General features: G+C 42.4%; 27 protein-coding genes. 17 read left to right on the forward strand and 10 right to left on the reverse strand.

Going from position 1 to position 26,978, the window contains the following annotated elements; genetic code table 11:
• Nucleotides 1–2: 2 nt before the first annotated feature.
• Together MOB98_RS18545 and sipT are read left to right on the forward strand one after the other, a co-directional pair.
• Nucleotides 3–1,910, forward strand: coding sequence for a PTS fructose transporter subunit IIABC (locus MOB98_RS18545; protein ID WP_268361106.1), 1,908 nt, complete (start codon nucleotides 3–5; stop codon nucleotides 1,908–1,910).
• A 147-nt stretch (nucleotides 1,911–2,057) separates the two neighbouring features.
• Nucleotides 2,058–2,639: a signal peptidase I sipT gene (gene sipT / locus MOB98_RS18550; RefSeq protein ID WP_268361108.1), complete on the forward strand. Its 582-nt coding sequence runs from the start codon at nucleotides 2,058–2,060 to the stop codon at nucleotides 2,637–2,639.
• 35 nt (nucleotides 2,640–2,674) lie between these two features.
• On the opposite strand, the gene MOB98_RS18555 is transcribed toward sipT, so the two are convergent.
• Nucleotides 2,675–2,944, reverse strand: a complete 270-nt coding sequence (locus MOB98_RS18555) for a hypothetical protein (protein WP_268361109.1) — start codon at nucleotides 2,942–2,944, stop codon at nucleotides 2,675–2,677.
• 179 nt (nucleotides 2,945–3,123) lie between these two features.
• On the opposite strand from MOB98_RS18555, the gene MOB98_RS18560 reads away from it, so the two are divergent.
• Complete coding sequence (locus MOB98_RS18560; protein WP_268361111.1) at nucleotides 3,124–4,743, forward strand: ATP-binding cassette domain-containing protein; 1,620 nt, start codon at nucleotides 3,124–3,126, stop codon at nucleotides 4,741–4,743.
• Nucleotides 4,744–4,803: 60 nt separating this feature from the next.
• Nucleotides 4,804–5,715: a ketopantoate reductase family protein gene (locus MOB98_RS18565; RefSeq protein ID WP_268361113.1), complete on the forward strand. Its 912-nt coding sequence runs from the start codon at nucleotides 4,804–4,806 to the stop codon at nucleotides 5,713–5,715.
• A 29-nt stretch (nucleotides 5,716–5,744) separates the two neighbouring features.
• Here the strand turns inward: MOB98_RS18565 and MOB98_RS18570 are convergent, their stop codons facing one another.
• The 3 genes from MOB98_RS18570 to mreBH all read right to left on the reverse strand — a co-directional run bounded on the left by MOB98_RS18570 (nucleotide 5,745) and on the right by mreBH (nucleotide 8,331).
• The gene (locus tag MOB98_RS18570) at nucleotides 5,745–6,977 is read right to left on the reverse strand and encodes an aminopeptidase (RefSeq protein WP_268361115.1); all 1,233 of its coding nucleotides are present in this window, start codon (nucleotides 6,975–6,977) and stop codon (nucleotides 5,745–5,747) included.
• A gap of 111 nt (nucleotides 6,978–7,088) precedes the next feature.
• Nucleotides 7,089–7,223 (reverse strand): protein YkpC, encoded by a 135-nt coding sequence (locus tag MOB98_RS18575; protein WP_003238865.1) that lies wholly within the window; start codon nucleotides 7,221–7,223, stop codon nucleotides 7,089–7,091.
• Nucleotides 7,224–7,323: 100 nt separating this feature from the next.
• Nucleotides 7,324–8,331, reverse strand: coding sequence for a cell shape-determining protein MreBH (mreBH, locus tag MOB98_RS18580; RefSeq protein WP_268361117.1), 1,008 nt, complete (start codon nucleotides 8,329–8,331; stop codon nucleotides 7,324–7,326).
• A 282-nt stretch (nucleotides 8,332–8,613) separates the two neighbouring features.
• Between mreBH and abhA the strand changes: the two genes are divergently transcribed.
• The 5 genes from abhA (at nucleotide 8,614) to ade (ending at nucleotide 13,840) form a co-directional block, all read left to right on the forward strand.
• The gene (gene abhA / locus MOB98_RS18585) at nucleotides 8,614–8,892 is read left to right on the forward strand and encodes a transcriptional regulator AbhA (protein ID WP_003244728.1); all 279 of its coding nucleotides are present in this window, start codon (nucleotides 8,614–8,616) and stop codon (nucleotides 8,890–8,892) included.
• Between the two features lie 190 nt (nucleotides 8,893–9,082).
• Nucleotides 9,083–10,369 (forward strand): two-component sensor histidine kinase KinC, encoded by a 1,287-nt coding sequence (kinC, locus tag MOB98_RS18590; RefSeq protein ID WP_268361899.1) that lies wholly within the window; start codon nucleotides 9,083–9,085, stop codon nucleotides 10,367–10,369.
• Between the two features lie 15 nt (nucleotides 10,370–10,384).
• On the forward strand, nucleotides 10,385–11,212 hold the full coding sequence (locus tag MOB98_RS18595; protein WP_268361901.1) for a gamma-glutamylcyclotransferase: 828 nt from the start codon (nucleotides 10,385–10,387) through the stop codon (nucleotides 11,210–11,212).
• 71 nt (nucleotides 11,213–11,283) lie between these two features.
• Nucleotides 11,284–11,949: a Ktr system potassium transporter KtrC gene (ktrC, locus tag MOB98_RS18600; RefSeq protein ID WP_003222311.1), complete on the forward strand. Its 666-nt coding sequence runs from the start codon at nucleotides 11,284–11,286 to the stop codon at nucleotides 11,947–11,949.
• A 157-nt stretch (nucleotides 11,950–12,106) separates the two neighbouring features.
• Entirely contained in the window at nucleotides 12,107–13,840 is a 1,734-nt protein-coding gene (gene ade / locus MOB98_RS18605) for an adenine deaminase (protein WP_268361904.1), read from the forward strand.
• A gap of 31 nt (nucleotides 13,841–13,871) precedes the next feature.
• Here the strand turns inward: ade and rnjA are convergent, their stop codons facing one another.
• Both rnjA and rnpZA read right to left on the reverse strand, forming a co-directional pair.
• Nucleotides 13,872–15,539 carry a ribonuclease J1 gene (gene rnjA, locus MOB98_RS18610; RefSeq protein WP_268367392.1) on the reverse strand — a complete coding sequence of 556 codons (1,668 nt, stop codon included), beginning with the start codon at nucleotides 15,537–15,539 and terminating at the stop codon, nucleotides 13,872–13,874.
• 5 nt (nucleotides 15,540–15,544) lie between these two features.
• On the reverse strand, nucleotides 15,545–15,754 hold the full coding sequence (gene rnpZA, locus MOB98_RS18615; RefSeq protein WP_268361909.1) for an RNA polymerase subunit omega 1: 210 nt from the start codon (nucleotides 15,752–15,754) through the stop codon (nucleotides 15,545–15,547).
• Nucleotides 15,755–16,138: 384 nt separating this feature from the next.
• Between rnpZA and MOB98_RS18620 the strand changes: the two genes are divergently transcribed.
• Nucleotides 16,139–16,912 (forward strand): Cof-type HAD-IIB family hydrolase, encoded by a 774-nt coding sequence (locus MOB98_RS18620; RefSeq protein WP_268361911.1) that lies wholly within the window; start codon nucleotides 16,139–16,141, stop codon nucleotides 16,910–16,912.
• A 35-nt stretch (nucleotides 16,913–16,947) separates the two neighbouring features.
• On the opposite strand, the gene def is transcribed toward MOB98_RS18620, so the two are convergent.
• A complete protein-coding gene (gene def, locus MOB98_RS18625; RefSeq protein WP_268361914.1) occupies nucleotides 16,948–17,502 on the reverse strand; it encodes a peptide deformylase in 555 nt (184 codons plus the stop codon).
• A gap of 112 nt (nucleotides 17,503–17,614) precedes the next feature.
• Nucleotides 17,615–17,761, reverse strand: coding sequence for a YjcZ family sporulation protein (locus MOB98_RS18630; protein WP_268361916.1), 147 nt, complete (start codon nucleotides 17,759–17,761; stop codon nucleotides 17,615–17,617).
• A 213-nt stretch (nucleotides 17,762–17,974) separates the two neighbouring features.
• Here MOB98_RS18630 and MOB98_RS18635 point away from each other — a divergent pair, with 213 nt between their 5' ends.
• The 5 genes from MOB98_RS18635 (at nucleotide 17,975) to lpdA (ending at nucleotide 24,023) form a co-directional block, all read left to right on the forward strand.
• A complete protein-coding gene (locus tag MOB98_RS18635) occupies nucleotides 17,975–18,646 on the forward strand; it encodes a YkyA family protein (protein WP_268361919.1) in 672 nt (223 codons plus the stop codon).
• Between the two features lie 420 nt (nucleotides 18,647–19,066).
• The gene (gene pdhA / locus MOB98_RS18640) at nucleotides 19,067–20,182 is read left to right on the forward strand and encodes a pyruvate dehydrogenase (acetyl-transferring) E1 component subunit alpha (protein ID WP_003222294.1); all 1,116 of its coding nucleotides are present in this window, start codon (nucleotides 19,067–19,069) and stop codon (nucleotides 20,180–20,182) included.
• 3 nt (nucleotides 20,183–20,185) lie between these two features.
• Nucleotides 20,186–21,163, forward strand: a complete 978-nt coding sequence (pdhB, locus tag MOB98_RS18645) for a pyruvate dehydrogenase complex E1 component subunit beta (RefSeq protein ID WP_014113660.1) — start codon at nucleotides 20,186–20,188, stop codon at nucleotides 21,161–21,163.
• 114 nt (nucleotides 21,164–21,277) lie between these two features.
• Entirely contained in the window at nucleotides 21,278–22,606 is a 1,329-nt protein-coding gene (gene pdhC / locus MOB98_RS18650) for a pyruvate dehydrogenase complex dihydrolipoyllysine-residue acetyltransferase (RefSeq protein WP_003232311.1), read from the forward strand.
• Nucleotides 22,607–22,610: 4 nt separating this feature from the next.
• Nucleotides 22,611–24,023 carry a dihydrolipoyl dehydrogenase gene (lpdA, locus tag MOB98_RS18655; protein WP_003232309.1) on the forward strand — a complete coding sequence of 471 codons (1,413 nt, stop codon included), beginning with the start codon at nucleotides 22,611–22,613 and terminating at the stop codon, nucleotides 24,021–24,023.
• Nucleotides 24,024–24,070: 47 nt separating this feature from the next.
• Here the strand turns inward: lpdA and slp are convergent, their stop codons facing one another.
• Nucleotides 24,071–24,445 (reverse strand): peptidoglycan-associated lipoprotein Slp, encoded by a 375-nt coding sequence (gene slp / locus MOB98_RS18660; protein WP_268361924.1) that lies wholly within the window; start codon nucleotides 24,443–24,445, stop codon nucleotides 24,071–24,073.
• A gap of 417 nt (nucleotides 24,446–24,862) precedes the next feature.
• On the opposite strand from slp, the gene MOB98_RS18665 reads away from it, so the two are divergent.
• Nucleotides 24,863–24,982, forward strand: a complete 120-nt coding sequence (locus tag MOB98_RS18665; RefSeq protein WP_003232305.1) for a GapA-binding peptide SR1P — start codon at nucleotides 24,863–24,865, stop codon at nucleotides 24,980–24,982.
• A 34-nt stretch (nucleotides 24,983–25,016) separates the two neighbouring features.
• On the opposite strand, the gene speA is transcribed toward MOB98_RS18665, so the two are convergent.
• The gene (speA, locus tag MOB98_RS18670) at nucleotides 25,017–26,489 is read right to left on the reverse strand and encodes an arginine decarboxylase (RefSeq protein WP_268367393.1); all 1,473 of its coding nucleotides are present in this window, start codon (nucleotides 26,487–26,489) and stop codon (nucleotides 25,017–25,019) included.
• 184 nt (nucleotides 26,490–26,673) lie between these two features.
• Between speA and MOB98_RS18675 the strand changes: the two genes are divergently transcribed.
• Nucleotides 26,674–26,940, forward strand: a complete 267-nt coding sequence (locus MOB98_RS18675; RefSeq protein WP_268362821.1) for a UPF0223 family protein — start codon at nucleotides 26,674–26,676, stop codon at nucleotides 26,938–26,940.
• Nucleotides 26,941–26,978: the final 38 nt, after the last annotated feature.

Here is a 26,978-nt window from a genome sequence, read left to right on the forward strand (position 1 = left end):
AAGTGAAAATAACTGAGCTTTTAACGAAGCATACGATAAAGCTTAATATTGAGAGCAAAGAAAAAGAAAATGTTATTGACGAAATGGTCACTGTTCTTGATAAGGCTGGAAAATTAAATGACCGGGAAGCCTACAAAGAAGCCATTTTAAATCGCGAGAGCCAAAGCTCAACGGGTATCGGTGAAGGAATCGCTATCCCCCATGCGAAAACAGCAAGTGTAATCAACCCGGCGATTGCGTTCGGACGTTCAAAAGACGGTGTCGATTATGAATCATTAGACGGCCAGCCGGCTCATTTGGTGTTCATGATTGCGGCAACTGAAGGCGCAAATAACACTCACCTTGAAGCATTATCAAGACTTTCAACACTGTTAATGCGTGAAGAAATCCGCAAGCAGCTCCTTGAAGCTGAGTCAGAGGATGCCATCATCGATATTATTAATCAGCATGATAAAGATGATGACGAAGAGGAAGAGGAAGAAGAAGCGGCACCAGCACCTGCCGGAAAAGGAAAAATCCTGGCTGTTACGGCATGTCCGACAGGTATTGCACACACATTCATGGCTGCGGATGCTCTTAAAGAAAAAGCGAAAGAGCTTGGTGTAGAAATCAAGGTCGAAACAAATGGTTCAAGCGGTATTAAGCACAAGCTGACTGCACAGGAAATTGAAGATGCGCCTGCAATCATTGTCGCAGCGGACAAGCAGGTTGAAATGGAGCGCTTTAAAGGCAAACGCGTACTTCAAGTTCCTGTAACGGCGGGTATCAGACGTCCGCAAGAGCTTATCGAAAAAGCGATGAATCAAGATGCGCCTATTTATCAAGGCAGCGGCGGCGATTCTTCAGCTTCCAATGATGAAGATGAAGCGCGAGGCAAGTCTGGCGGCGGCATCGGAAGCGCGTTTTATAAGCATCTGATGAGCGGTGTTAGCAACATGCTTCCGTTCGTAGTCGGCGGCGGTATACTCGTTGCGATTTCATTCTTCTGGGGAATTAATTCTTCCAATCCGGATGATCCTACTTACAACACGTTTGCTGCAGCTCTTAAGTTTATCGGCGGTGACAATGCGTTAGGATTAATCGTGGCTGTTCTTGCCGGATTTATCGCAATGAGTATTGCAGACCGTCCTGGTTTTGCACCTGGTATGGTCGGCGGATTTATGGCTTCCCAAGCAAATGCTGGATTCTTAGGCGGATTAATTGCCGGATTCTTGGCTGGTTATATCGTTGTTCTTTTGAAAAAAGCATTCGTTTTTATTCCGCAATCACTTGACGGACTGAAACCTGTATTAATTTATCCGCTGTTTGGTATATTCTTAACTGGTATTATCATGCGTTTCGTTGTGAACACACCTGTAGCGGCATTTATGAATTTCTTAACAGACTGGCTTGAAAGCCTTGGTACTGGAAACCTTGTATTAATGGGTATTATCTTGGGCGGTATGATGGCGATCGATATGGGGGGCCCGCTTAATAAAGCAGCCTTTACGTTCGGTATCGCGATGATTGATGCAGGCAACTATGCGCCTCATGCAGCAATCATGGCCGGCGGCATGGTTCCTCCGCTAGGTATTGCACTTGCAACAACAATTTTCCGAAACAAGTTCTCTCAGCGTGACCGTGAAGCAGGTATTACATGCTACTTCATGGGTGCTGCTTTCGTAACAGAGGGAGCAATTCCGTTTGCTGCAGCTGATCCGCTTCGCGTTATCCCGGCTGCTGTAGTCGGTGCAGCTGTTGCCGGCGGATTAACTGAATTCTTCCGTGTAACGCTTCCGGCCCCTCACGGAGGAGTATTCGTAGCCTTTATTACAAACCATCCGCTGCTTTACCTATTAAGTATCGTGATCGGTGCTGTCGTGATGGCCGTTATCCTCGGTATTGTAAAAAAACCTGTTACAGAGAAATAAGAAAAAAGCGTCCTTGATTCGAAAGGACGCTTTTTCTTTATCCTGCTTGCGGGAGCGCGGTTAAGTTATGTATTTTAATATCATTTATGATAAAGTAAAAGAAGAGAAACAACTGACATAGCAATCGTCTAGGATGGAGGAAACACGTTGACCGAGGAAAAAAACACGAAAACTGAAAAAGCGGCGAAGAAAAAAACCAATACGTACTTGGAATGGGGAAAAGCGATCGTCATCGCTGTTCTGTTGGCTCTCCTTATCCGTCATTTTTTGTTTGAACCTTATTTAGTAGAAGGTTCATCTATGTATCCCACATTACATGACGGAGAAAGATTGTTTGTGAATAAAACAGTGAACTATATCGGTGAGCTCGACCGCGGAGATATCGTCATCATCAATGGTGAGACATCAAAAGTCCACTATGTAAAAAGATTGATCGGAAAGCCTGGAGAAACCGTTCAAATGAAGGATGACACGCTTTATATAAACGGAAAAAAAGTAGCCGAGCCTTACTTGTCTAAAAACAAAAAGGAAGCAGAAAAACTTGGCGTCAGTCTGACCGGCGACTTTGGACCGGTAAAGGTTCCGAAAGGCAAATATTTTGTCATGGGAGATAATCGGCTGAATTCTATGGACAGCCGAAACGGACTGGGACTGATTGCGGAAGACCGGATTGTCGGCACATCAAAGTTTGTCTTTTTCCCGTTTAACGAAATGCGTCAAACAAAATAAAAACGCCTTGCTGGCCTTTGGACAGCAGGCGTTTTTTAATTTGAAATAGAAGCAACTAATGCAATGCATAGTACCGTGATGAACACTGAACCGATAATGGCCAGCACACTGAAGAAAAGGTGAACCTGTTTGTTCTCTTTTTCGCGCTTTTCTAAAAAACGTTTAGAAAAAACGTGCGAAAATATGTAAATGAGGGCTATGCCGATATATAAGCCGATATCTTTGGCGGTAAAACCTGTTACGGCAAGGTAAAAGCCCGTAAAAAAGATCAATAAGCAGTATTCAATAAGTGTTAAAAGCCTCAACGTGTTCCTCCATGAGAGTGTGTAATTTTCCAGGTGGATGCATTCTCTCTGCTTCATTGTAACATGCTGGCCGCTTTGAGTGTATACGTGTTTTCTCTCTGTTTTATCAGGGAATCATTTCTCTTGCCCTGTATTCATGGTATACTTTTAATGATGATAGACATGATGGAGGATAATAAATGATTGCTGTAAATAATGTAAGCTTGCGGTTTGCGGATCGCAAGTTATTTGAAGATGTCAATATTAAATTTACCCCAGGCAACTGCTATGGGTTAATTGGTGCAAATGGTGCCGGTAAATCAACGTTTCTGAAAGTGCTATCAGGCGAGATTGAGCCTCAGACAGGCGACGTTCATATGAGTCCCGGCGAGCGTCTTGCCATCTTGAAACAGAACCATTTTGAGTACGAAGAGCATGAAGTGCTGAAAGTGGTCATTATGGGCCACAAACGCCTGTATGAAGTCATGCAGGAGAAAGACGCCATTTACATGAAGCCTGATTTCTCAGATGAGGATGGAATTCGTGCGGCTGAGCTCGAAGGTGAATTTGCAGAGCTGAACGGTTGGGAAGCGGAAAGTGAAGCTGCGATCCTTTTAAAAGGCCTCGGAATCTCAGAAGACCTTCATACGAAGAAGATGGAAGACCTTGGCGGTTCAGAGAAAGTAAAAGTGCTCTTGGCGCAGGCGCTATTCGGCAAGCCGGATGTTCTGCTGCTGGATGAGCCGACGAACCACTTGGACCTTCAGGCAATCCAGTGGCTGGAAGAATTTCTGATTAACTTCGAAAACACAGTTATTGTCGTATCCCATGACCGTCACTTCTTAAATAAAGTGTGTACGCACATCGCTGACCTTGATTTTAACAAAATCCAAATCTATGTCGGAAACTATGATTTCTGGTACGAATCAAGCCAGCTGGCGTTAAAGCTTTCTCAAGAAGCGAACAAGAAAAAAGAAGAGCAAATTAAACAGCTTCAAGAGTTTGTCGCTAGATTCAGCGCCAATGCGTCTAAATCTAAGCAGGCAACATCAAGAAAGAAACTTCTCGAAAAAATTACGCTGGATGATATTAAACCGTCTTCCCGCCGCTATCCTTACGTTAACTTTACGCCTGAACGGGAAATCGGAAATGATGTGCTTCGGGTGGAAGGCTTAACGAAAACAATCGATGGCGTAAAGGTACTCGACAACGTCAGCTTTATTATGAATAGAGAAGATAAAATTGCTTTTACGGGCCGCAACGAACTGGCTGTTACTACACTGTTTAAAATCATTTCCGGGGAAATGGAAGCTGACAGCGGAACGTTTAAATGGGGCGTCACTACATCCCAAGCGTATTTTCCGAAAGACAACAGCGAATATTTCGAAGGCAGTGATTTGAATCTTGTTGACTGGCTTCGCCAATATTCTCCTCATGACCAAAGTGAGAGCTTTTTACGCGGTTTCTTAGGTCGCATGCTGTTCTCCGGAGAAGAAGTCCACAAAAAAGCAAATGTACTTTCCGGGGGAGAAAAAGTTCGCTGTATGCTGTCGAAAGCGATGCTTTCTGGCGCCAATATTTTAATATTGGATGAGCCGACCAACCATCTAGACTTAGAATCCATTACAGCGCTCAATAACGGCTTAATCAGCTTTAAAGGCGCTATGCTGTTTACTTCCCATGACCATCAGTTTGTTCAGACCATTGCCAACAGAATTATAGAAATTACACCTAACGGCATCGTCGATAAGCAAATGAGCTATGACGAGTTCCTTGAAAATGCTGATGTGCAGAAAAAACTGACTGAACTATACGCGTAATAAAAAAAGCAGAGATGTCTCTGCTTTTTTTGATACATAAATATGAAAGGGGACCACAGCATGAAGTTTTTAGTTGTCGGAGCTGGAGGAGTAGGCGGATATATTGGCGGACGGCTTGCAGAGAAAGGTAATGATGTGGCATTTCTCGTGCGTCAAAAAAGAGCTGGGCAGTTAAAAGAAACCGGGATTGTCATTCATAGCGAAAAGGGGAATGTATCATTTCAGCCCTCACTTATCAGTGCCGGAGAAACAGGGCAGTTTGATGTTGTTATCATCGCTTCTAAAGCATATTCACTTGGTCAAGTGATAGACGATGTCAAACCGTTTATCCATCGCGAAACTGTCATTATTCCGTTTTTAAACGGATACCGGCATTACGAGCAGCTGTTCACGGCATTTTCAAAAGAACAGGTGCTGGGCGGCCTATGTTTTATAGAAAGCGCCTTAGACAGCAAGGGAGAAATTCATCATACGAGCGCATCGCATCGTTTTGTATTCGGAGAATGGAACGGCGAGCGTACGGAACGAATAACAGCGCTTGGAGAGGCATTTTCAGGCGTGAAGGCAGAAGTCATCATCAGCGGAAATATCGAGAAGGACATATGGAAAAAGTATCTCTTCATTGCAGCGCAGGCGGGGATCACAACGCTATTTCAACGACCGCTTGGCCCGATTCTCAAAACAGAAGGCGGACGTCACACGGCCAAAAAACTTATTGGGGAAATTGGCGCTATTTTACGAAAAGAAGGCGTTCCGGCTGATCCGAATCTTGAAGAAGAGAGCTTCCGGACGATGACAAGCATGTCTTATCATATGAAGTCATCCATGCTTCGGGATATGGAAAACGGCCAAACGACTGAAGGTGACCACTTGCACGGATTTTTGCTTGAAAAAGCAAAACGTTTATCACTTGCAACGCCTATATTAGAAACCGTTTATGCCAATCTGCAAATGTATGAAGCGGAAAAATAAAAAGGAGGCGAAAAGCCTCCTTTTGTTGATTAAAAAGCCCAATTACCGTTTCTGAAGATAGGCTCTCTTTTTCCGTCTGCCGTAATTCCGTCGATATTCATATCCTTAGAACCAACCATAAAGTCCACGTGTGTGATGCTTTCATTTAAGCCTTCTTTGACAAGCTCTTCCCGAGACATCTGTTTTCCGCCTTCAATGTTAAAGGCATATGCGCTGCCGATCGCTAAATGATTTGACGCGTTTTCATCAAACAATGTGTTATAGAAAAGAATATTTGATTGTGATATAGGAGAATCGTAAGGAACAAGTGCCACTTCACCTAAATAGTGAGAGCCTTCATCTGTTTCCACCAATTCTTTTAAAATGTCCTCACCTTTTTCGGCTTTAATGTCGACTATACGGCCATTTTTAAACGTGAGGGTAAAGTTTTCGATAATATTTCCGCCGTAGCTTAGCGGTTTTGTGCTCGATACCACTCCGTCGACCCCGTCTTTTTGCGGCAGTGTAAACACTTCTTCTGTCGGCATATTGGCCATAAACTCATGGCCGCTTTCATTCACGCTTCCTGCGCCTGCCCAAACATGCTTTTTCGGCAGCTTAATGGTTAAATCAGTTCCTTTTGCTTGATAATGTAAAGCAGCGTAATGTCTCTCGTTCAAATGGTCAACTTTTTCATGCAGATTTTGATCATGTTTGATCCAAGCTTGAACCGGGTTATCTTCGTTTACGCGCGTTGCTTTGAAAATTTCTTCCCACAGAAGCTGAATCGCTTCCTCCTCTGATTTGCCAGGAAACACTTTCTGAGCCCAGCCCGCTGATGCCGCACCTACGACCGTCCAGCTGACTTTGTCCGATTGAATATATTGTCTGTATGTATGTAATGCTTCACCTGCTGCTTTTTGAAATGCAGCGATCCGCTTGGAATCGACACCCTTTAGTAAGTCCGGGTTAGATGACACAACAGAGATGAAAGCAGCCCCTTTTTTAGCAAGCTCTTCTCTTCCTTTTGCTTCCCATTCAGGATATTCTTCAAATGCTTCAAACGGCGCGAGTTCATATTTTAATTTGGCGACTTCGTCATCCTGCCAATTTACTGTTACATTTTTTGCCCCTTTTTCATATGCATGTTTCACTATTAAGCGGACAAAATCCCGTACGTCTGTAGAAGCATTTACAACTACATACTGGCCTTTTTGGACGTTTACGCCAACCTCTACCGCCAGCTGTGCATATGTATTTAATTTCTGTGAAAATGAATCCATAAATCATTCCTCCTCAAGCTTTTTTCTCATCATATCAAATATAATTCAATAAAGGAAAGAAAGGAGGCCAATGTGAAAAACCCAAAACAACATGTCTTGGGTTTTCCGGTTTTATGGATGATTCAGTTTTACAGTGCCGCCTGCAGGCGAATGGGGCATATTTGCCAAAGAAATGCTCATGCCTCCAAGAATGATTCCGCTTAAAATGGCTGCAATCGCTACTCTTCTTCCTAAATCTCTTAGCATCTGTTTCCTCCTTAACGTTTCTCCATTTCCCACAATATGAAGGGAGAGAGGAAAAAAGAAGCAAGAAATTTACTATATGTGAGATTTTTGCAGGAAAAGGCTATTTAATCGCTTTTTGAAGCTTATCGATCACTTCTAAAGAACGGCCTGTGCCGATTGCCACAGATTCAAGCGGATTTTGCGCAACGTGTACAGGAACTACAATTTCTTCTGTGAGCCATTCTTTTATCCCATTAAGGAGCGCGCCGCCGCCTGTTAAAATAACGCCACGGTCAACAATATCACCGCTCAATTCAGGCGGGCAGTCCTCAAGTGTAGCTCTGATGGCTTCAAGAATATGCAGGAGAGATTCACGCATGGCATCTTGAATTTCGTTAGATTGAAGCATAATGGTTTTTGGAAGGCCTGTCACGAGGTCGCGTCCCCGAATTTCCATTGCTTCGGGCACATGCTCAATCAGGGCGTGGCCAATTTCCATTTTTACCTGCTCAGCTGTACGCTCGCCGATCAGCAAATTATATTTTTTTCGGACGAAAGAAACGATATCCTCATCAAGCTGGTCTCCGCCGATTCTGATAGAGTGGCAGGAAACAACGCCGCCAAAGGAAATGATCGCGACCTCTGTCGTCCCTCCGCCGATGTCTACTACCACATTGGCAACCGGCTCATCAACCGGTAAATCCGCTCCGATTGCGGCAGCTACTGGCTCTTCAATTAAATGGACATTTTTCGCACCGCAGTTTTTCACCGCGTCACTGATGGCGCGGCGTTCTACTGCTGTTGATCCTGACGGTGTGCAAACGACGACGTTCGGTTTTCTGAACGTCATGCCGATGCTTTTTGCGGCTTTTTTCATAATATGCTTTAGCAAATCGGTTGTCATATCATAGTCTGCGATAACGCCATCCTTCATTGGTCTGACGGCGACAATTTTTCCCGGCGTTTTGCCGATCATGTTTTTTGCGTCAGTCCCGATTGCAAGGACTGCTTTTGTCGTTGTATCCACTGCGACAACAGATGGTTCATTTAAAATAATCCCTTTATTTTTGCTGTAAACAAGTATATTAGCTGTTCCTAAGTCAATCCCGATTTCAGTTGATTGAAACATGTTTTCACCCAATCTCTATCCTGATTTTATATGATTCTACATTTAAAGTTTCTAACAAATAAAGCGATTTGTGGGGGTGTGCGTCGGGAAAGAAATGTTTTTGTAAAAAATCATGGAACTGTGTAACAGAAGTAATACATTTTTCGGTTTTATGGAAAAAATATCTTGTGATTCTTATAGAAAGCGGGAAACTTTTTCTAAGTTTCGTACGTCTACGATATATTGAGGTACATCCTTAAATATTACATGAGAAAAGAAACATTTAAAGGAAGAAGGGTTTTTATGAAATCAATAGGTGTTGTAAGAAAAGTAGATGAATTAGGCCGTATTGTTATGCCGATAGAATTAAGACGGGCACTGGATATTGCTATTAAAGACAGCATTGAGTTTTTTGTTGACGGAGATAAAATTATTTTGAAAAAGTACAAACCTCATGGCGTTTGTTTAATGACCGGAGAAATCACGTCAGAAAATAAAGAATACGGCAACGGTAAAATTACGTTAAGCCCTGAGGGTGCACAGCTGCTCCTTGAGGAAATTCAAGCCGCTTTAAAAGAATAATACGATATTGAAAAAGGCGGAGCGATGCATCTCCGCCTTTTTTTGCGTGCCAATTTCTGATTACCGCCGCCTAAGATAGAACACCATGAACACCCGGTAATGAATGATTTGGGATACTTTACATATTTTACTCAATTATTTGTCGAAGAATGGTACAATAAGTAGAGAAACACAAGCGGCAGGTGGTCATATGAGAAAATATCAAGCGCGTATCATTTCCATCATCTTGGCAATGATTTTTATTATGTTTTGGGATTATTTATTTTATTTTATAGGCAAAAACCCGATTAATTGGCCTGTTGATATTGTGTATACTGCAGTCACGCTCGTAAGTGTCTGGATGCTGGCTTACTATGTAGATGAAAAACAGCAGCTGGTTAAGAAAATGAAGGATAATGAATGGAAGTATAAACAGCTCTCTGAAGAAAAAAACCGCATCATGGATAATCTGCAGGAAATCGTATTTCAAACGAATGCAAAAGGCGAAATTACATATTTAAACCAGGCGTGGGCATCAATAACGGGCTTTTCAATCAGTGAATGTATGGGAACGATGTATAATGATTACTTCATAAAAGAAAAGCACGTAGCCGACCACATTAACACCCAAATCCAAAACAAAGCGTCTTCTGGCATGTTTACCGCAAAATATGTGACAAAGAACGGCACGATTTTTTGGGGAGAAGTTCATTATAAACTTTACTACGACCGTTATGACCAATTTACAGGCAGCCTCGGTACAATGTCAGATATCACTGAGCGAAAAGAGGCTGAAGATGAGCTTATTGAGATTAATGAACGGCTGGCGAGGGAATCACAGAAACTGTCCATCACAAGTGAACTTGCTGCCGGGATTGCACACGAAGTCAGAAACCCTTTAACATCTGTCAGCGGTTTCCTTCAGATTATGAAAACACAATATCCGGACAGAAAAAGCTATTTTGACATCATCTTTTCAGAGATCAAAAGAATCGATTCGGTGCTCAGCGAGCTGTTGCTGCTTGCAAAACCGCAGGCGATCTCATTTAAAACGCATCAGCTCAATGAGATTCTGAAACAAGTCACGACATTGCTTGATACCAATGCTATTTTGTCCAATATCGTGATCGAAAAAAATTTTGAAGAGACAGACGGCAGTATCATTAACGGGGACGAAAATCAGCTGAAGCAGGTCTTTATCAATATCATTAAAAATGGGATTGAGGCAATGCCAAAAGGCGGTGTCGTAACCATTACGACTGCTAAGACAGCCTCTCACGCAGTAATCAGCGTCAAAGATGAAGGAAACGGCATGCCGCAGGAAAAACTTAAGCAGATTGGCAAACCTTTTTACTCGACAAAGGAAAAAGGCACCGGACTCGGACTTGCCATTTGTTTAAGGATCTTGAAGGAACATAACGGAGAATTGAAAATTGAAAGTGAAGCTGGGAAAGGCAGCGTCTTTCAAGTTGTTTTGCCTTTAACATCAGACGGCTGAGAGGGGAAAAATAAGATGAACTCGCTTCTGTTTGTATACGGGACATTAAGAAAACATGAAAAAGATCATCATTTACTTGCGCAATCGGCATGTATTAATGAACAGGCGAGAACGAAAGGATGCCTGTTTGCCGCAAATGAGGGGCCTGCAGCCGTTTTGGCTGGTGAGGGCTATATATGCGGCGAGGTATATGAAGCAGATGAATTATGTATACATAAGCTCGATCAATTTTTTCAAGGTTACCATAAACAAACGGTGCTTGCGGAAACAGATGGCGGGAACAAAAAAGCACTTGTTTATTTTATGAACAAAGACGATTGTACCGGCTTTCCGAAAATAAGCAGCGGCGACTGGAAAGAACATCAGATGATCAGCAAATCGCAAGATCCTGTTTATTATTTTGCCTACGGGTCCTGTATGGACAATGCACGTTTTCAAAAGGCTGGTGTCGATCATTATTTTCAAGATCCAGTGGGAAGAGCCGTTTTAAAAGGATACACAACCCGTTTCACGCTAAAAAGGGAAGACGGCTCAAGAGCGGATATGATGGAAGACGGAGGAATAACAGAAGGTATTTTATATCGTATCCCTTTTTCTGCGCTCTCCTACCTATACAAAAGGGAGGGTGTCGAATCACTTACGTATCGCCCGGCATTTGTAGATGTTGAAGCAGGCGGAAGGCGTTACACAGACTGCTTAACCTTTCTTGTTCTCCAAAAAGATGCGGAAACCGCCCCGCCTCAGCACTATCAGAGTGAAATTGAACGCGGAGCAGAGCTGTACTTATCACCGGCATTTGCTGAAAAACTCAAGCGGCATATGAATTCGCTGCCAAAAGGATAACGAGATTAACACTGTTACAAAAGAATATGATAAAATTTGATCAATATGATGTCAGGTAAAGGAGCATCACTATGAAAAAAGAATTTGCGGTAATTGGACTCGGCCGTTTTGGAGGCAGTATTTGCAAAGCATTAAGTGAAGAGGGCGTCGAGGTTATGGCGATGGATATTGATGAAGATAAAGTCAACGAGTATGCCAAGATCGCATCTCACGCCGTTATCGGTGATTCAACAGATGAATCTGTCTTAAAAAATTTAGGCCTGCGAAATTTTGACCATGTCATTGTTGCAATTGGAGAAAATATCCAAGCGAGTATTTTAACGACTCTTATTCTGAAAGAGCTGGGTGTCCATACAATTACAGTTAAGGCCCAGAACGATTATCATGAAAAAGTGCTGTCTAAAATCGGTGCGGACCATATTGTCCACCCGGAACGCGATATGGCGAAACGAATTGCGCATAACATCGTGTCCAACAATGTACTTGATTATTTGGAGCTTTCTGAGGAGCATAGTCTTGTTGAAATCGTAGCCAACAGCCGCCTTGCCGGAAATACGCTTCTTGATTTAGATATCCGTGCGAAATACGGCATTAATATCGTAGCCATAAAAAGGGGCAAGGAAGTCATCGTATCGCCGCTTGCAACTGAAGTCATACATCAAGAAGATATTCTCATCGTCATTGGATCGGTTACAGACATTTCCCGCTTTGAAAAAAGAGTTCTTCATACAAAATAACAGTAAATCAAGCCGTCCGGAAAGGGCGGTTTTTTAAATATTATCAGAATATAACAACTTTAATGAAATGAGCGCCAATTTCTTAAAATTTTATTGACTAAGCATAGGCGTTCCGATAGCATATTGTACCATATAATAAAAAAGAGGAGGGGCCTATTTGAATAAAGAAACGCTGGTCAATAGGCTGAACGCTTCAGCCCGAAGACAAAAAGCTGATCTCGTCATTAAGAACGGAAAAATCATGGACGTATTTAACCAAGAGTGGATCCATGAAGATATTGCGATTACAGATGGAGTCATTGTAGGCCTCGGCGAGTATGAAGGCGAAAAGACCATTGATGCAGAGGGAAAAATGATTGTTCCGGGTTTTATTGATGGACATGTACATATTGAATCATCAATGGTTACACCAATTGAATTCGCTAAAGCGGTATTGCCGCATGGAGTGACGACAGTTGTTGCCGATCCGCATGAGATAGCGAATGTGTCCGGTGACAAAGGGATTGCCTTTATGATTGAACAGGCTCGGCAAACACCGCTGAATATTCATTTTATGCTTCCCTCAAGTGTGCCGGCCGCAAGCTTTGAGCGATCAGGCGCAGTACTCAGAGCTGCCGATTTAAAGCCTTTTTATGGAGAGGAAGAGGTTTTGGGGCTGGCTGAAGTCATGGATTATGTGTCGGTTCAGCAGGGTGAAGACGATATGGTTCAGAAACTGCTCGATGCCCGTGTTGCAGGAAAGCGGATTGACGGCCATTTATCCGGTTTATCAACAGATCTCATTAACATTTATAGAACGGCATTTGTCTTAAACGATCATGAAGTAACAACGAAGGAAGAAGCTCTTGATCGTATTAGAAGAGGCATGTATGTCATGATGCGTGAAGGATCAGTTGCAAAAAACACTCAAAAAGTGCTTCCCGCGGTGAATGAAAAGAACGCGCGCCGTTTCTTTTTCTGTACAGATGATAAGCATGTGGATGATTTATTGTCAGAGGGAAGTGTAAATCATCAAGTGAAAATGGCAATTCAAGCTGGGCTTGACCCGTTTTTAGCCTATCAATTAGGAAGCCTTAATGCAGCCGAATGCTACGGGTTAGATACAAAGGGAGCGATTGCCCCTGGTTTTGACGCTGATTTGCTCTTTGTTTCTGATCTGGAAAACGTCACTGTCACAATGACAATGGTAAAAGGGCAGACTGTTGCTGAAGGCAGTAAAGCAGTATATCAAGATAGCGCTCAAGCTGCAATTCCAGAACCGGCACTGCTCCATTCAGTTAAGCTTGCTGGTCCTCTTACAGAACAGAATTTTCACATGCCAATCAATTCAAATCAGCAAATCAATGTGATTCAAATCATTCCAAACCAGCTTGAAACACGATTGGTACATGTTCCGGCTCCTGATGCACGCATTTTTGAAGCTGACACTGACCTTGATTTGTTGAAGATCGCAGTTGTTGAGCGGCATAAAGGATTAGAAGAAACCGGACTTGGTGTTGTGAAAGGATTTGGATTCAAGAGCGGAGCGATTGCCACAACCATTTCGCACGATTCCCATAATATTATTGCCGTCGGTACAAATGATGCCGATATCGCGGCTGCAGTTAATAAGCTGCAGGAAATGGGGGGAGGATTAACGATAATCAAAAATGGAGAAGAGCTACATTCGGTTCCGCTGCCGATTGCAGGGTTATTATCCGACCAATCCGCGGAACAGGTAAATGAGAGCTTGCTGGCGCTGCACGATAAATTACCGTTCATCGGTTTCACAGGCGGGTTTAATCCATTTTTGACGCTTTCGTTTTTAGCTTTGCCCGTCATTCCTGATATTAAAATGACGACAACAGGATTATTTGATGTAAAGGCATTTCAGCATATTTCACTGCAATAAAAAAGATGCACTCCCAAGAGTGCATCTTTTTTTAAACCTCCATAATGATCGGAAGGATCATCGGACGGCGTTTTGTTTTTTCGTATAAGAACGGCGCAAGTGTATCTGTAATCTCGTTTTTGATTTCAGACCATTGAGTCGTTTTTCGTTCCATTACTTTTTGTAAGTGGTTTGAAATGAGCTCTTGGGCGTCATTGATCAAGTCGCCAGATTCTCTCATGTACACAAACCCTCTGGAAATCAAATCAGGTCCTGCTGAAATCTTAAAGTCGTCCATGTCAATGCTGACAACCACGATAACAAGTCCTTCTTCAGAAAGGATTCTGCGGTCACGAAGCACGATATTGCCAATATCACCAATGCCGCTTCCGTCAATGTAGACTGAACCGGATGGAATTTTGCCGGCAACTGAAGCTTCATCGCCTTTAAGAGCCAACACTTCACCATTGTCCATGATAAAGCAGTTTTCTTCAGGAATGCCGCAATCTGTTGCAAGCTTGACATGCATCTTTTGCATTCTGTACTCACCGTGAATCGGCATGAAGAATTTAGGCTTGATTAAACGAAGCATCAGCTTCTGTTCTTCCTGTCCGCCGTGTCCTGATGTATGGATATCATTAAGTGGTCCGTGAATGACCTCGGCCCCCGCACGATACAACTGGTTGATTGTACGGCTTACGCTGATTGTGTTGCCTGGGATTGGGGATGAAGAAAATACGACAGTATCCCCAGGATTGATTGAAATCTGGCGGTGTGTGCCGTTTGCAATTCTTGATAGCGCCGCCATCGGCTCCCCTTGGCTTCCTGTACATAAAATTGTTACTTTATTGGCAGGCATACGATTGATTTCGTTATGCTCAATAAAGGTATTTTTTGGACAGTTAATATATCCGAGAGTTTGTCCGATTTCAATAGCCGATTCCATACTGCGTCCAAATACGGCAACTTTTCTTCCGTTTAATACAGCAGCTTCAATTACCTGCTGCAAGCGGTGAATATTCGACGCAAATGTAGCGAAGATAATTCGGCCGTCCACCTTGCGGAAAATGTCATGAATGCTTTCTCCGACACGGCGTTCAGACATGGTGAATTCCGGGTTTTCACTGTTTGTGCTGTCTGAAAGGAGGCACAAAACGCCTTCTTTGCCGATTTCGGCCATTTTCGTTAAGTTTGCCGGCTCGCCGACTGGAGTAAAGTCGAATTTGAAATCTCCAGTATGTACGATGTTTCCTGGCGGCGTCTTAACAACGATACCGTAAGAGTCCGGAATACTATGTGTTGTTCTGAAAAATGACACAGCCGTTTTGCGGAACTTTACGATATCATCCTCACCGATAATATTCAGTTTCGTTTGTCTTAATAATCCATGCTCTTCAAGTTTATTCCGAAGTAAGCCGATCGCGAGTTTACCGCCGTAAACAGGAATATTTACTTGTCTGAGCAGGTATGGAATACCGCCGATGTGGTCCTCATGCCCGTGGGTGATAAAAAGACCTTTAATTTTATCTTCGTTTTTGACTAAATACGTGTAATCAGGGATAACGTAGTCAATGCCGAGCAGTTCGTCCTCGGGAAACTTGATCCCTGCATCAATCAGTACAATTTCATCCTGAAATTGCACCGCGTACGTATTTTTACCGATTTCGCCCAACCCTCCGAGGGCGAAAACAGCAGTCTGATCATTTTTTACAAATTTCATACCGCTCATAACTCCAATACTTTAAAATTTTCGCTCTGTTGCTCATATTCTAAGAATGCACCATCAACAGGTGTAATAAACTCAATATTCAATTTCTTTTCTTTCAGCTTTGTTCTGACGTCACGCTCAGATACGCCTTCAATATAAAGTGAATCTGTCTTTTCCCGAACAGGTACTTCGTCAGCCTTTTCTTGATAAAATACCTTATAAATCATCCAAATCTCTCCTTAAATGCCGTATGTTAGACTCGCTCATTCTATTATATTCGAAAACGGAATATAAGGAAAGCCTTGAGCAAAATAAGGACCTATCGAAAAGTGAAAGATCCCTTGTCAGGCAATCGCTTTCTTGCGAAGCATTCCGTTCCATTGTCTTCTGAGTTTCTTTCTTAATTTGCGCAGCATTAGTTAGTCCCTCCTTTCATTACATACTTGCCCCAGAGTTGTTTTATACAAATAGTATACGAAGATTGAGGAAGACTTTTCGTGGTTATTAATGGAATCTATTGTGCTTTTTAAACGAAATAGTTTGCTGAATGGCAATCTTTCTGTATGATGAGGGTGGGAATTGCAGATCAAGATGATAAAGGGGAAGTTACGATGAATTCAAAATTAATTTTTTTTGATATTGACGGTACGATATATGATCATGACAAGAATATACCGGAAAGTACGAGAGAAACGATTACAGAGCTGCAGCGCCAAGGACATCATGTGTTTATTGCCAGCGGACGGTCTCCGTTTATGGTTAAACCGATTTTGGAGGAGCTGGGCATACACTCGTTTATTTCCTATAATGGGCAGTATGTTGTCTTTGAAAATCAAGTGATTTATAAAAATCCGCTGCCTGAAGAGGCAATCAGACGATTATTACAGCAAGCGGGAGAGGGGAAACATCCTGTTGTGTTTATGGCTGAAGACACGATGAAAGCGACTGTTGCAGATCACCCTCATGTTTTAGAGGGAATCGGCAGCCTGAAAACCGATTATCCGGAAACTGATGACCTTTTCTATGAAGGAAAAGAAATATTTCAGCTTCTATTATTTTGCCAGGATGAAGAAGAAAAAGCTTATGCCGCTTTTCCTGAATTTGATCTCGTGCGCTGGCATGAACTTTCGACTGATGTACTGCCTCACGGGGGCTCAAAGGCGGAAGGAATCAAAAAAGTGATCGAGCGTCTTCCGTTTGATATCAGCGATACATATGCATTCGGCGACGGATTAAACGATCTGCAAATGATTGAATATGTCGGGACAGGCGTAGCTATGGGAAATGCTGTTCCTGAATTGAAAGAAATTGCGGACTTTGTCACGAAGCCGGTAGACGAAGATGGAATTGCGTACGCTGTCAAAGAATTAGGCCTTTTAAAATAAAGAAACGGCTGGCACTGTGCCAGCCGTTTTTTCGTTTAGCGCTCAATCGCGATTGCATTTTCAGGTTCTTTGAAAGGGTTCTCCTTATCAATATGATCATAGAACATAACGCCATTCAAATGATCAATCTCATGCTGAAATACAATAGCCGGAAATCCTTTTAAACGAATATCAATGTTTTCTCCTTCAAGGGTTGTTCCTTTTACCCTGATGCGAGCATAGCGGGGAACATACCCAGGGATTGCTTCGTCAACAGACAGGCAGCCCTCGCCGCTTGTTAAGTAGCTTCTTTCAACTGAATGGCTGACGATCTTAGGATTAAACAAAGCATAGCTGTATAACTTTCCGGCAGCATCCTCTGCATGAACGGCGATCATTCGTTTTTTGATATTAATTTGAGGAGCTGCGAGTCCCACGCCTGGACGCAGCTTGTATTTTTCGGCTAATTCCGGATCTTGGCTGTTTTTAACAAATTCAATCATGTCGGCCAGCTGCTGTTTTTCTGCATCAGTCGGAGGCAGGTTAACAGGTTCGGCTGTCTCCCTTAGTGCTGGATGGCCGTCACGTACGATGTTTTCCATAGTAATCAAGAAACTTCACTCCTAAAGCTTAATATGTAAATTATATCGGATTTCCTCACAAAGGTGCAACGAACGAATGACCAGCCGCAGATGGCTGGTCAAGTTCAGTGCTGTGCGATTATTAACAGCCTCCGCCTAAATAAGCAGCTCCAACAATGATTAACAGAATGAATAAAACAACGATGAGCGCAAATGTGCGGCCGTAGCCATATCCATAACCGTAACCACCATAACTGCAGCAGCCTCCGCCGTAACCATATCCATACATATTGCAAAACCTCCTCTTTTAATTACGCCAGAGCCTTTATCAGTAGGCATAGCGTCTACTATAACCTATGTAAAAACAAAAAAGTTGTATGGTCATCTGTCCTGCTTTTTCACTTTTTTGATTTGATTTCAGAGTTGAATTCATACAGTACAGCTATTGTCAAATGCCTCCATGAATTCTATAGTAGGAATTGTCAAGATTGGGGGATTTAACGTGAAAGACGCAAAAAAACGGCGGCATGGAATGAAAATCGGAGCCTTTTGTGCTGTGACGCTGTTATTAACAGGTTGTATAGGGAAGGACCCGGTTGATTCAATGCATCACTCATTAGAAAAAGCTGCGGAATCGGAAAAGCCGTTTCAAGAAGAACAGAAAACGCTTGAAGAATTAGAGGCGAAAGAAAATCAGCTTTATGATGATGTCATGAAGCTCAATATGGATGATTATAAAAAAATTGTTGCTTTATCTAACGAGGCGCTTGAAAACGTCAGCAAGCGCGAAGAACATTTGAAGATTGAAAATGACAGCATCAAAAAATCAGAAACAGAATTTGAGGAAGCAAAAACGTCCGTTGAAAAAATCAAGGATAAGCGCATAAAAGAAAAAGCTGATACCGCAGCAAGCCATATGGAAAAAAGGTATTCATCATATAGCTCTATGTATGAAGAATATCAAAATGCGCTTCAGCTTAATAAAAAGCTGTATAAGCAACTGAAAGAGAAAGACTTGACCCGAGACGATTTGGATCAGCAGATCGAAAAAGTCAATGCATCTTATGAAAAGGTCCTTAAATATAGCGGGGAGTTTAATGAACAAACAGAAAAATATAATAAAGCCCGGGAGGATCTATATGATGCTGCTGGCTATCAAGTGAAAAAGAACTGACTTTGAACAGCTCTTTTTTTTCATAATTGGGAGCCAATTTTGTTCAAAATTTTCATTTCTATTGTAGTACAGTATGGTGATGTATACTAGTACAGTTTTGAACACAGTCGGCATCCTTTTTTAAAAGGAAAATGTAAAGCGAATACATTTATTGAAAATCAGCGATGAAAACGATTGACGGTTCTTCTTTATTTGGTGTAAACTAATCCATGTTAAGCGGTGTTGTATTAGTTTTTTACAACTTCGAAATAATACAGTTCAAAGCAGAGTGTAACTATCCTACATAAAAGGTTTCGGCAAACTGGGGATCGGCTAAATATATACGACTTACTGCTGATACTTTAGGGTACCCTAAGTTTGTATGTATAAAAGGAATGCACGTCTAATGACTGTTTAAAAGAAAGGAAGAGGTGACTTAGTATGGCTGCAAAAACGAAAAAAGCTATCGTTGACAGTAAGAAGCAATTTGATGCCATTAAAAAGCAGTTCGAAACGTTCCAAATTTTAAATGAAAAGGGAGAAGTCGTGAATGAAGCGGCGATGCCTGATTTAACTGATGATCAATTAAAAGAGCTTATGCGCCGCATGGTATTTACGCGTGTGCTTGATCAGCGCTCTATCTCATTAAACCGTCAAGGACGTCTCGGATTTTACGCTCCTACTGCGGGTCAAGAAGCTTCTCAGATTGCAACGCATTTCGCGCTTGAAAAAGAAGACTTTGTTCTTCCTGGATATCGTGATGTGCCTCAGTTAATTTGGCACGGCCTTCCATTATATCAAGCGTTTCTTTTCTCTCGCGGACATTTCAGAGGAAACCAAATGCCTGATGATGTGAATGCCCTTTCTCCACAAATCATTATCGGTGCCCAATACATTCAAACTGCCGGTGTTGCGCTAGGTCTTAAAAAACGCGGCAAGAAAGCTGTTGCAATCACTTACACTGGTGACGGCGGAGCTTCACAAGGGGACTTCTACGAAGGAATTAACTTTGCCGGCGCTTATAAAGCACCTGCCATCTTCGTAGTACAAAACAACCGTTATGCGATTTCAACTCCGGTTGAAAAACAATCAGCGGCTGAAACAATTGCACAAAAAGCTGTAGCTGCCGGTATTGTCGGCGTACAAGTAGACGGAATGGATCCGCTTGCTGTATACGCTGCAACTGCTGAAGCACGCGAGCGTGCAATCAACGGCGAAGGCCCGACACTTATTGAAACACTTACATTCCGTTACGGCCCGCACACAATGGCTGGTGACGATCCGACTAAATACCGCACAAAAGAAATCGAAAATGAGTGGGAACAAAAAGATCCGCTTGTACGCTTCCGCGCGTTCCTTGAAAACAAAGGCTTATGGTCTGAAGAAGAAGAAGCAAAAGTAATTGAGGATGCGAAAGAAGAAATTAAGCAAGCAATCAAAAAAGCTGATGCTGAGCCTAAACAAAAAGTAACTGATTTAATGAAAATCATGTACGAAAAAATGCCTCACAACCTTGAGGAGCAATTTGAAATTTATACACAGAAGGAGTCGAAGTAAGCCATGGCGCAAATGACAATGATTCAAGCAATCACGGATGCGTTACGCACAGAACTGAAAAATGACGAAAATGTCTTAGTTTTCGGAGAAGACGTTGGTGTAAACGGCGGCGTATTCCGTGCGACAGAAGGATTGCAAAAAGAATTCGGTGAAGACCGTGTATTTGACACGCCACTTGCTGAATCTGGTATCGGCGGTCTTGCCCTTGGTTTAGGCTTAAACGGCTTCCGTCCGGTAATGGAAATCCAATTCTTCGGATTTGTTTACGAAGTAATGGATTCAGTTTCTGGCCAAATGGCTCGTATGCGCTACCGTTCTGGCGGACGCTGGACTTCACCTGTAACAATTCGTTCTCCATTCGGCGGCGGTGTTCATACTCCTGAACTTCACGCTGACAGCTTAGAAGGTCTTGTTGCACAACAGCCTGGTATCAAAGTGGTTATTCCATCAACTCCTTACGATGCCAAAGGACTTTTAATTTCTGCAATCAGAGACAATGATCCTGTTGTCTTCTTAGAGCATATGAAGCTTTACCGTTCTTTCCGTCAGGAAGTTCCTGAAGAAGAATACACAATTGAGCTTGGCAAAGCTGACGTAAAACGTGAAGGTACTGATCTTTCAATCATCACTTACGGCGCAATGGTTCATGAATCATTAAAAGCTGCTGAGGAGCTTGAAAAAGACGGCATTTCTGCTGAAGTTGTCGACCTTCGCACAGTAAGCCCGCTTGATATCGATACAATCATCGCATCTGTAGAAAAAACAGGGCGCGCGATTGTGGTTCAAGAGGCGCAAAAACAAGCCGGTATTGCTGCAAACGTAGTAGCAGAAATTAATGACCGTGCGATCCTGAGCTTGGAAGCACCTGTACTTCGCGTGGCTGCGCCTGATACAGTATTTCCTTTCTCTCAAGCAGAGAGCGTATGGCTTCCAAACCACAAAGACGTTCTTGAAACAGCAAGAAAAGTACTTGAATTTTAATCAAATTGCATAATCGAGAGGGAAGATGAACGTTTTCCCTCTATTATATATCTGTTTTCAATGCTTATGATGTAAACTTTAAAATTGCTTAATCAAACTAGGAGGTCGAGAACTGTGGCATTTGAATTTAAACTTCCAGATATCGGGGAAGGTATCCACGAAGGCGAAATCGTAAAATGGTTTGTCAAGCCTAACGATGAGGTTGACGAAGATGATGTACTGGCTGAAGTCCAAAATGATAAAGCAGTAGTAGAAATTCCTTCACCTGTTAAAGGAAAAGTATTAGAATTAAAAGTTGAAGAGGGAACGGTTGCAACTGTTGGACAAACGATCATTACGTTTGATGCACCTGGTTACGAAGATCTTCAATTTAAAGGCAGCGATGAGTCTGACGATGCGAAAACTGAAGCACAAGTTCAGTCAACTGCAGAAGCTGGACAAGACGTTGCGAAAGAAGAGCAAGCTCAAGAGCCTGCAAAAGCTACTGGCGCAGGACAGCAGGATCAAGCTGAAGTTGACCCGAACAAACGTGTGATCGCTATGCCTTCTGTACGTAAATATGCTCGTGAAAAAGGCGTAGACATCCGTAAAGTTACTGGTTCAGGCAACAACGGACGTGTTGTAAAAGAAGATATCGACAGCTTTGTAAACGGAGGAGCGCAAGAAGCTGCACCGCAAGAAACAGCTGCACCACAAGAAACAGCTGCTAAACCGGCTGCTGCACCTGCTCCAGAGGGCGAATTCCCAGAAACACGCGAAAAAATGAGCGGTATCCGTAAAGCAATTGCAAAAGCGATGGTTAACTCTAAACACACAGCTCCTCACGTAACGTTAATGGATGAAGTGGACGTAACAAACCTTGTTGCACATCGTAAACAGTTCAAACAGGTTGCTGCTGATCAGGGAATCAAGCTGACTTACTTGCCTTACGTTGTAAAAGCTCTTACATCTGCACTAAAAAAATTCCCTGTTTTAAACACGTCAATTGACGATAAAACAGATGAAGTAATCCAAAAACATTACTTCAACATCGGTATCGCTGCTGACACTGAAAAAGGCTTGCTTGTACCGGTTGTGAAAAATGCAGATCGTAAATCTGTCTTTGAAATTTCTGATGAGATCAATGGCCTTGCAACAAAAGCTCGTGAAGGCAAGCTTGCTCCAGCTGAAATGAAAGGCGCATCTTGCACAATTACAAACATCGGTTCTGCCGGCGGACAATGGTTCACTCCGGTTATCAACCATCCAGAAGTTGCGATTCTTGGTATCGGACGTATTGCAGAAAAAGCGATTGTTCGTGATGGCGAAATCGTAGCAGCTCCAGTCTTAGCTCTTTCTCTCAGCTTCGACCACCGTATGATCGACGGAGCAACTGCGCAAAATGCATTAAATCACATCAAGCGTTTACTGAACGATCCACAATTAATTTTAATGGAGGCGTAATGTTATGGTAGTAGGAGATTTCCCTATTGAAACAGATACTCTTGTAATTGGTGCGGGACCTGGCGGCTATGTAGCTGCCATCCGCGCTGCACAGCTTGGACAAAAAGTAACAGTCGTTGAAAAAGCAACTCTTGGAGGCGTTTGTCTGAACGTTGGATGTATCCCTTCAAAAGCACTGATCAATGCAGGTCACCGTTATGAGAATGCAAAGCATTCTGATGACATGGGAATCACTGCTGAGAACGTAACTGTCGATTTCACAAAAGTTCAAGAATGGAAAGCTTCCGTTGTAAACAAACTTACTGGCGGTGTAGCAGGTCTTCTTAAAGGCAACAAAGTAGATGTTGTAAAAGGTGAAGCTTACTTTGTAGACAGCAATTCAGTTCGTGTGATGGATGAGAATTCAGCTCAAACATACACGTTCAAAAATGCAATCATTGCAACTGGTTCTCGCCCTATCGAATTGCCAAACTTCAAATATAGTGAGCGTGTCCTAAATTCAACAGGCGCTTTGGCTCTTAAAGAAATTCCTAAAAAGCTCGTTGTTATCGGCGGCGGTTACATCGGAACTGAGCTTGGTACTGCGTATGCAAACTTCGGAACTGAGCTTGTTATTCTTGAAGGCGGAGATGAAATTCTTCCAGGCTTCGAAAAACAAATGAGTTCTCTTGTTACACGCAGACTGAAGAAAAAAGGCAACGTTGAAATCCATACAAATGCGATGGCTAAAGGCGTTGAAGAAAGACCAGACGGCGTAACAGTTACGTTTGAAGTAAAAGGCGAAGAAAAAACTGTTGATGCTGATTACGTACTGATTACAGTAGGACGCCGTCCAAATACTGATGAGCTTGGTCTTGAGCAAGTCGGTATTGAAATGACGGACCGCGGTATCGTAAAAACTGACAAACAGTGCCGCACAAACGTACCTAACATTTATGCAATCGGTGATATCATCGAAGGACCGCCGCTTGCTCACAAAGCATCTTACGAAGGTAAAATCGCAGCAGAAGCTATCGCTGGAGAGCCTGCAGAAATCGATTACCTTGGTATTCCTGCAGTTGTCTTCTCTGAGCCTGAACTTGCATCAGTTGGTTACACTGAAGCACAGGCGAAAGAGGAAGGTCTTGACATTGTTGCTGCTAAATTCCCATTTGCAGCAAATGGCCGTGCGCTTTCTCTTAACGAAACAGACGGCTTCATGAAGCTGATCACTCGTAAAGAGGACGGTCTTGTGATCGGTGCGCAAATCGCCGGCGCAAGTGCTTCTGATATGATTTCTGAATTAAGCTTAGCAATCGAAGGCGGCATGACTGCTGAAGATATCGCAATGACAATTCACGCTCACCCAACATTGGGCGAAATCACAATGGAAGCAGCTGAAGTGGCAATCGGAAGTCCGATTCACATCGTAAAATAAAGCTTATATCAAAAAACAGCCCTCGCTTAAAGCGGGGGCTGTTTTATTTATTTTGTCAGCACGTGCTGTAATGGCTTAATGATGTCTTCTTTCTTTTTCACACATCCCTCGATTTTCACCACGACATGGCGCTGATCAACAACCATCAGGGTAGGGACGGTTTCAATCTCATCTTCCCAGCCTTCTTTGTTATCATAGACCTTCATTTTATCTATTTGCTCAGGATAATCCTTTTCTAAATCAAGCAGTGCATCGTAATATGGCGCTTCCTGGTCAATTTGGTTTTCATCAGAAAAAAACAAAATTTGTGTATGATGAATATTGTCAATCCGGCTTTTTTTCATGGGATTGATGGTGGAAAGCGTACAGCCCGATAAAGCAAATACTATTATCAGTATGGGGAATACCGCGCGATATCGCATCTATCTTCTCCTCTGTATAAACAATAGTAAACTAGTTTTAGTTTATCATGAGAGGCGGCTTAAACTGCTTCTTGTTACCTAATTGTTATATAATTGAAACCGTTTTTAAAGTGAGATACATATCATATTCATCGTTTAAAATACCGACCTGGGGGTATATCACATTTATCTCTGTGTTTTCAATGAAAATTCAAAAAACATGAAATTTCAATATGTGTTTTGGCATATGTATCGATTAAAGCTATTGCATTGAAGATGCTATTATGTGATGAAAAATAAAAAATGAGCCATATATAAGTGTATCTAAATTAAATGTGTTATACAATTTAGTGTTGACATTTTAAATGTGACATATTAATATAATAGCAACAAAAGAAATTAAGCGTTTTCAAATTTCAAAGAAATGGGGAATGAGAGATGGGTACGATTGTTTGTCAAGATTGCAACGAAGCCATTCATTACTTTGAAGATGAGAAAGTGACAACATTATACGGAACATGCTGCGGACAATGTCAATGTCCTGTAGATGAAGAGTAAAAAAGCATGCGGCTATTAGCCGCATGCTTTTTATTTATTGAATCGCTTTTTGTTCTTTGATGACCCGGATCATGTTCAAAGTCGAGTCCTCAGGTCCTTGAACAGGGAGACCTGCGTCAAGGTTTTTGAAAATGTAGCTGATGTTTTCTTCTGTAATAATCTCACCTGGAATGAAGATTGGAATACCAGGCGGATATACCATGACAAATTCAGCGATAATCCGTCCCGCTGCTTCTTTTAAGGGGATGACTTCCGTATTTGCGTAAAATGCATCACGCGGAGTCATTGCCAATAAAGGAATTTCCGGAAGAAGAACCTCAGTTTGCTGATGTGTTACATCCTGTTCTGACATTTGATGTGCGATCTCTGCTAAAGCCTCTACAAGACGGTCTGCATCGTTTTGGCTGTCACCAGGAGTGAAAATACACAAAATATTATATAAATCAGAAAGCTCCACTTCGATATTAAAAGATTCACGAAGCCATTTTTCAACGTCATGACCTGTAAGTCCAAGGTTTTTAACAGAGATAATCAATTTTGTCGGATCGTAGCTGTAAGCTGCTTTCGAACCGAGGATCTCAGCACCGACACAATAAATGCCTTCAATCTGATTGAGGCGATCTCTTGTCTGGTTAGCAAGCTTCAGTGTCTCCTCAGCAAGCTGATGGCCTTCTGTTGCAAGGCGTTTTCTGGCAACATCCAGAGAGGAGAGAAGCAAGTAAGATGTTGACGTTGTTGTCAGCATGCTTAGGATGGCTTGCACTCTGTCTTTAGATACAAGGCCATCTTTCATGTTTAAAATAGAGCTTTGTGTCAGTGATCCGCCCAGTTTGTGGACGCTTGTCGCTGCTATGTCTGCTCCTGCCTGCATGGCTGAAAGTGGCAATTCGTCATGAAAATGAATATGAACGCCGTGTGCTTCATCAACAAGCACCGGCACATCAAACGAATGAGCGAGTTCTACAATGCTTTTTAAGTCGGCTGCAACACCGAAATATGTCGGGTTAATGACAAGAAGCCCTTTTGCATCCGGATGCTCGGTAAGCGCCCGTTTAGCAGATTCAAGTGTAATGCCGTGGGAGATACCTAATTCATTGTCAATTTCAGGATGAATAAAGATTGGGACAGCTCCGGAAAATACAATAGCTGTCATGATTGATTTGTGCACATTTCTTGGAATAATAATTTTATCTCCAGGTCCGCAAACAGCCATAACCATTGTCATAATGGCGCCGCTTGTGCCTTGAACAGAAAAAAATGTGTGATCCGCGCCAAATGCTTCAGCCGCCAGATCCTGTGCTTGTTTAATGATGCCTTTCGGCGCGTGCAGGTCATCTAATGGTTCAATATTGATTAAATCTATGCTTAATGCGTTTTCACCGATAAATTGTCTGAATTCTGGGTCCATTCCTGCCCCTTTTTTATGGCCGGGAATGTGGAATTGAACAGGCTGTCTGCTTGCATGCTTTTTCAGTCCTGTGTATAAGGGTGTTTCATGTTGCGACAATTGTTTTCCCACCTTTGTAATGATACCTATGCATAATAGTGTGTATTAAAATCCGTTTCTCAACCGTTTTTTAGACGTAAAACAAATGAATTATATTATGAACTTGAAAGAATGTAAAGAACAATTTATGATCAAATGAAGATGCTTTCTGTTTAGGGAAGCTAATCTATAAGGAGTGAAGAAAATGGAATACCAATATCCGATGAATGAAGATTGGACAACTGAAGAAGCAGTGGATGTGATTGCGTTTTTCCAGCAGGTTGAGCTTGCGTATGAAAAAGGCGCAGATCGTGAAGAACTGCTTAAGGCTTATCGCCGTTTCAAGGAAATTGTACCGGGCAAGGCCGAGGAAAAAAAGCTGTGCAGCGAGTTTGAAGAACAAAGTACATACTCTCCTTATCGCACGGTCAAACAAGCAAGAGAATCTGAAGACGCGAAGATTAAGATGTAAAAAAAGAGCAAGGAGAGATGGGACTGACCCCCGTTTTT

The sequence above is a fragment of the Bacillus sp. N13C7 genome (assembly GCF_026790065.1).
In the GTDB taxonomy this organism is placed as follows: Bacteria; Bacillota; Bacilli; order Bacillales; family Bacillaceae; genus Bacillus.

Bases quoted from the DNA above. Each gene is read 5' to 3' on its own strand.
- MOB98_RS18595 (WP_268361901.1), top strand. From the start codon at position 10,385: ATGAACTCGCTTCTGTTTGTATACGGGACATTAAGAAAACATGAAAAA.
- pdhA (WP_003222294.1), top strand. From the start codon at position 19,067: ATGGCTGCAAAAACGAAAAAAGCTATCGTTGACAGTAAGAAGCAATTT.
- kinC (WP_268361899.1), top strand. From the start codon at position 9,083: ATGAGAAAATATCAAGCGCGTATCATTTCCATCATCTTGGCAATGATT.
- ktrC (WP_003222311.1), top strand. From the start codon at position 11,284: ATGAAAAAAGAATTTGCGGTAATTGGACTCGGCCGTTTTGGAGGCAGT.
- mreBH (WP_268361117.1), bottom strand. From the start codon at position 8,331: ATGTTTCAATCAACTGAAATCGGGATTGACTTAGGAACAGCTAATATA.
- slp (WP_268361924.1), bottom strand. From the start codon at position 24,445: ATGCGATATCGCGCGGTATTCCCCATACTGATAATAGTATTTGCTTTA.
- abhA (WP_003244728.1), top strand. From the start codon at position 8,614: ATGAAATCAATAGGTGTTGTAAGAAAAGTAGATGAATTAGGCCGTATT.
- MOB98_RS18575 (WP_003238865.1), bottom strand. From the start codon at position 7,223: ATGCTAAGAGATTTAGGAAGAAGAGTAGCGATTGCAGCCATTTTAAGC.
- rnjA (WP_268367392.1), bottom strand. From the start codon at position 15,539: ATGAAATTTGTAAAAAATGATCAGACTGCTGTTTTCGCCCTCGGAGGG.
- MOB98_RS18560 (WP_268361111.1), top strand. From the start codon at position 3,124: ATGATTGCTGTAAATAATGTAAGCTTGCGGTTTGCGGATCGCAAGTTA.
- MOB98_RS18675 (WP_268362821.1), top strand. From the start codon at position 26,674: ATGGAATACCAATATCCGATGAATGAAGATTGGACAACTGAAGAAGCA.
- MOB98_RS18570 (WP_268361115.1), bottom strand. From the start codon at position 6,977: ATGGATTCATTTTCACAGAAATTAAATACATATGCACAGCTGGCGGTA.
- lpdA (WP_003232309.1), top strand. From the start codon at position 22,611: ATGGTAGTAGGAGATTTCCCTATTGAAACAGATACTCTTGTAATTGGT.
- rnpZA (WP_268361909.1), bottom strand. From the start codon at position 15,754: ATGATTTATAAGGTATTTTATCAAGAAAAGGCTGACGAAGTACCTGTT.
- MOB98_RS18665 (WP_003232305.1), top strand. From the start codon at position 24,863: ATGGGTACGATTGTTTGTCAAGATTGCAACGAAGCCATTCATTACTTT.
- pdhB (WP_014113660.1), top strand. From the start codon at position 20,186: ATGGCGCAAATGACAATGATTCAAGCAATCACGGATGCGTTACGCACA.
- MOB98_RS18565 (WP_268361113.1), top strand. From the start codon at position 4,804: ATGAAGTTTTTAGTTGTCGGAGCTGGAGGAGTAGGCGGATATATTGGC.
- MOB98_RS18620 (WP_268361911.1), top strand. From the start codon at position 16,139: ATGAATTCAAAATTAATTTTTTTTGATATTGACGGTACGATATATGAT.
- MOB98_RS18630 (WP_268361916.1), bottom strand. From the start codon at position 17,761: ATGTATGGATATGGTTACGGCGGAGGCTGCTGCAGTTATGGTGGTTAC.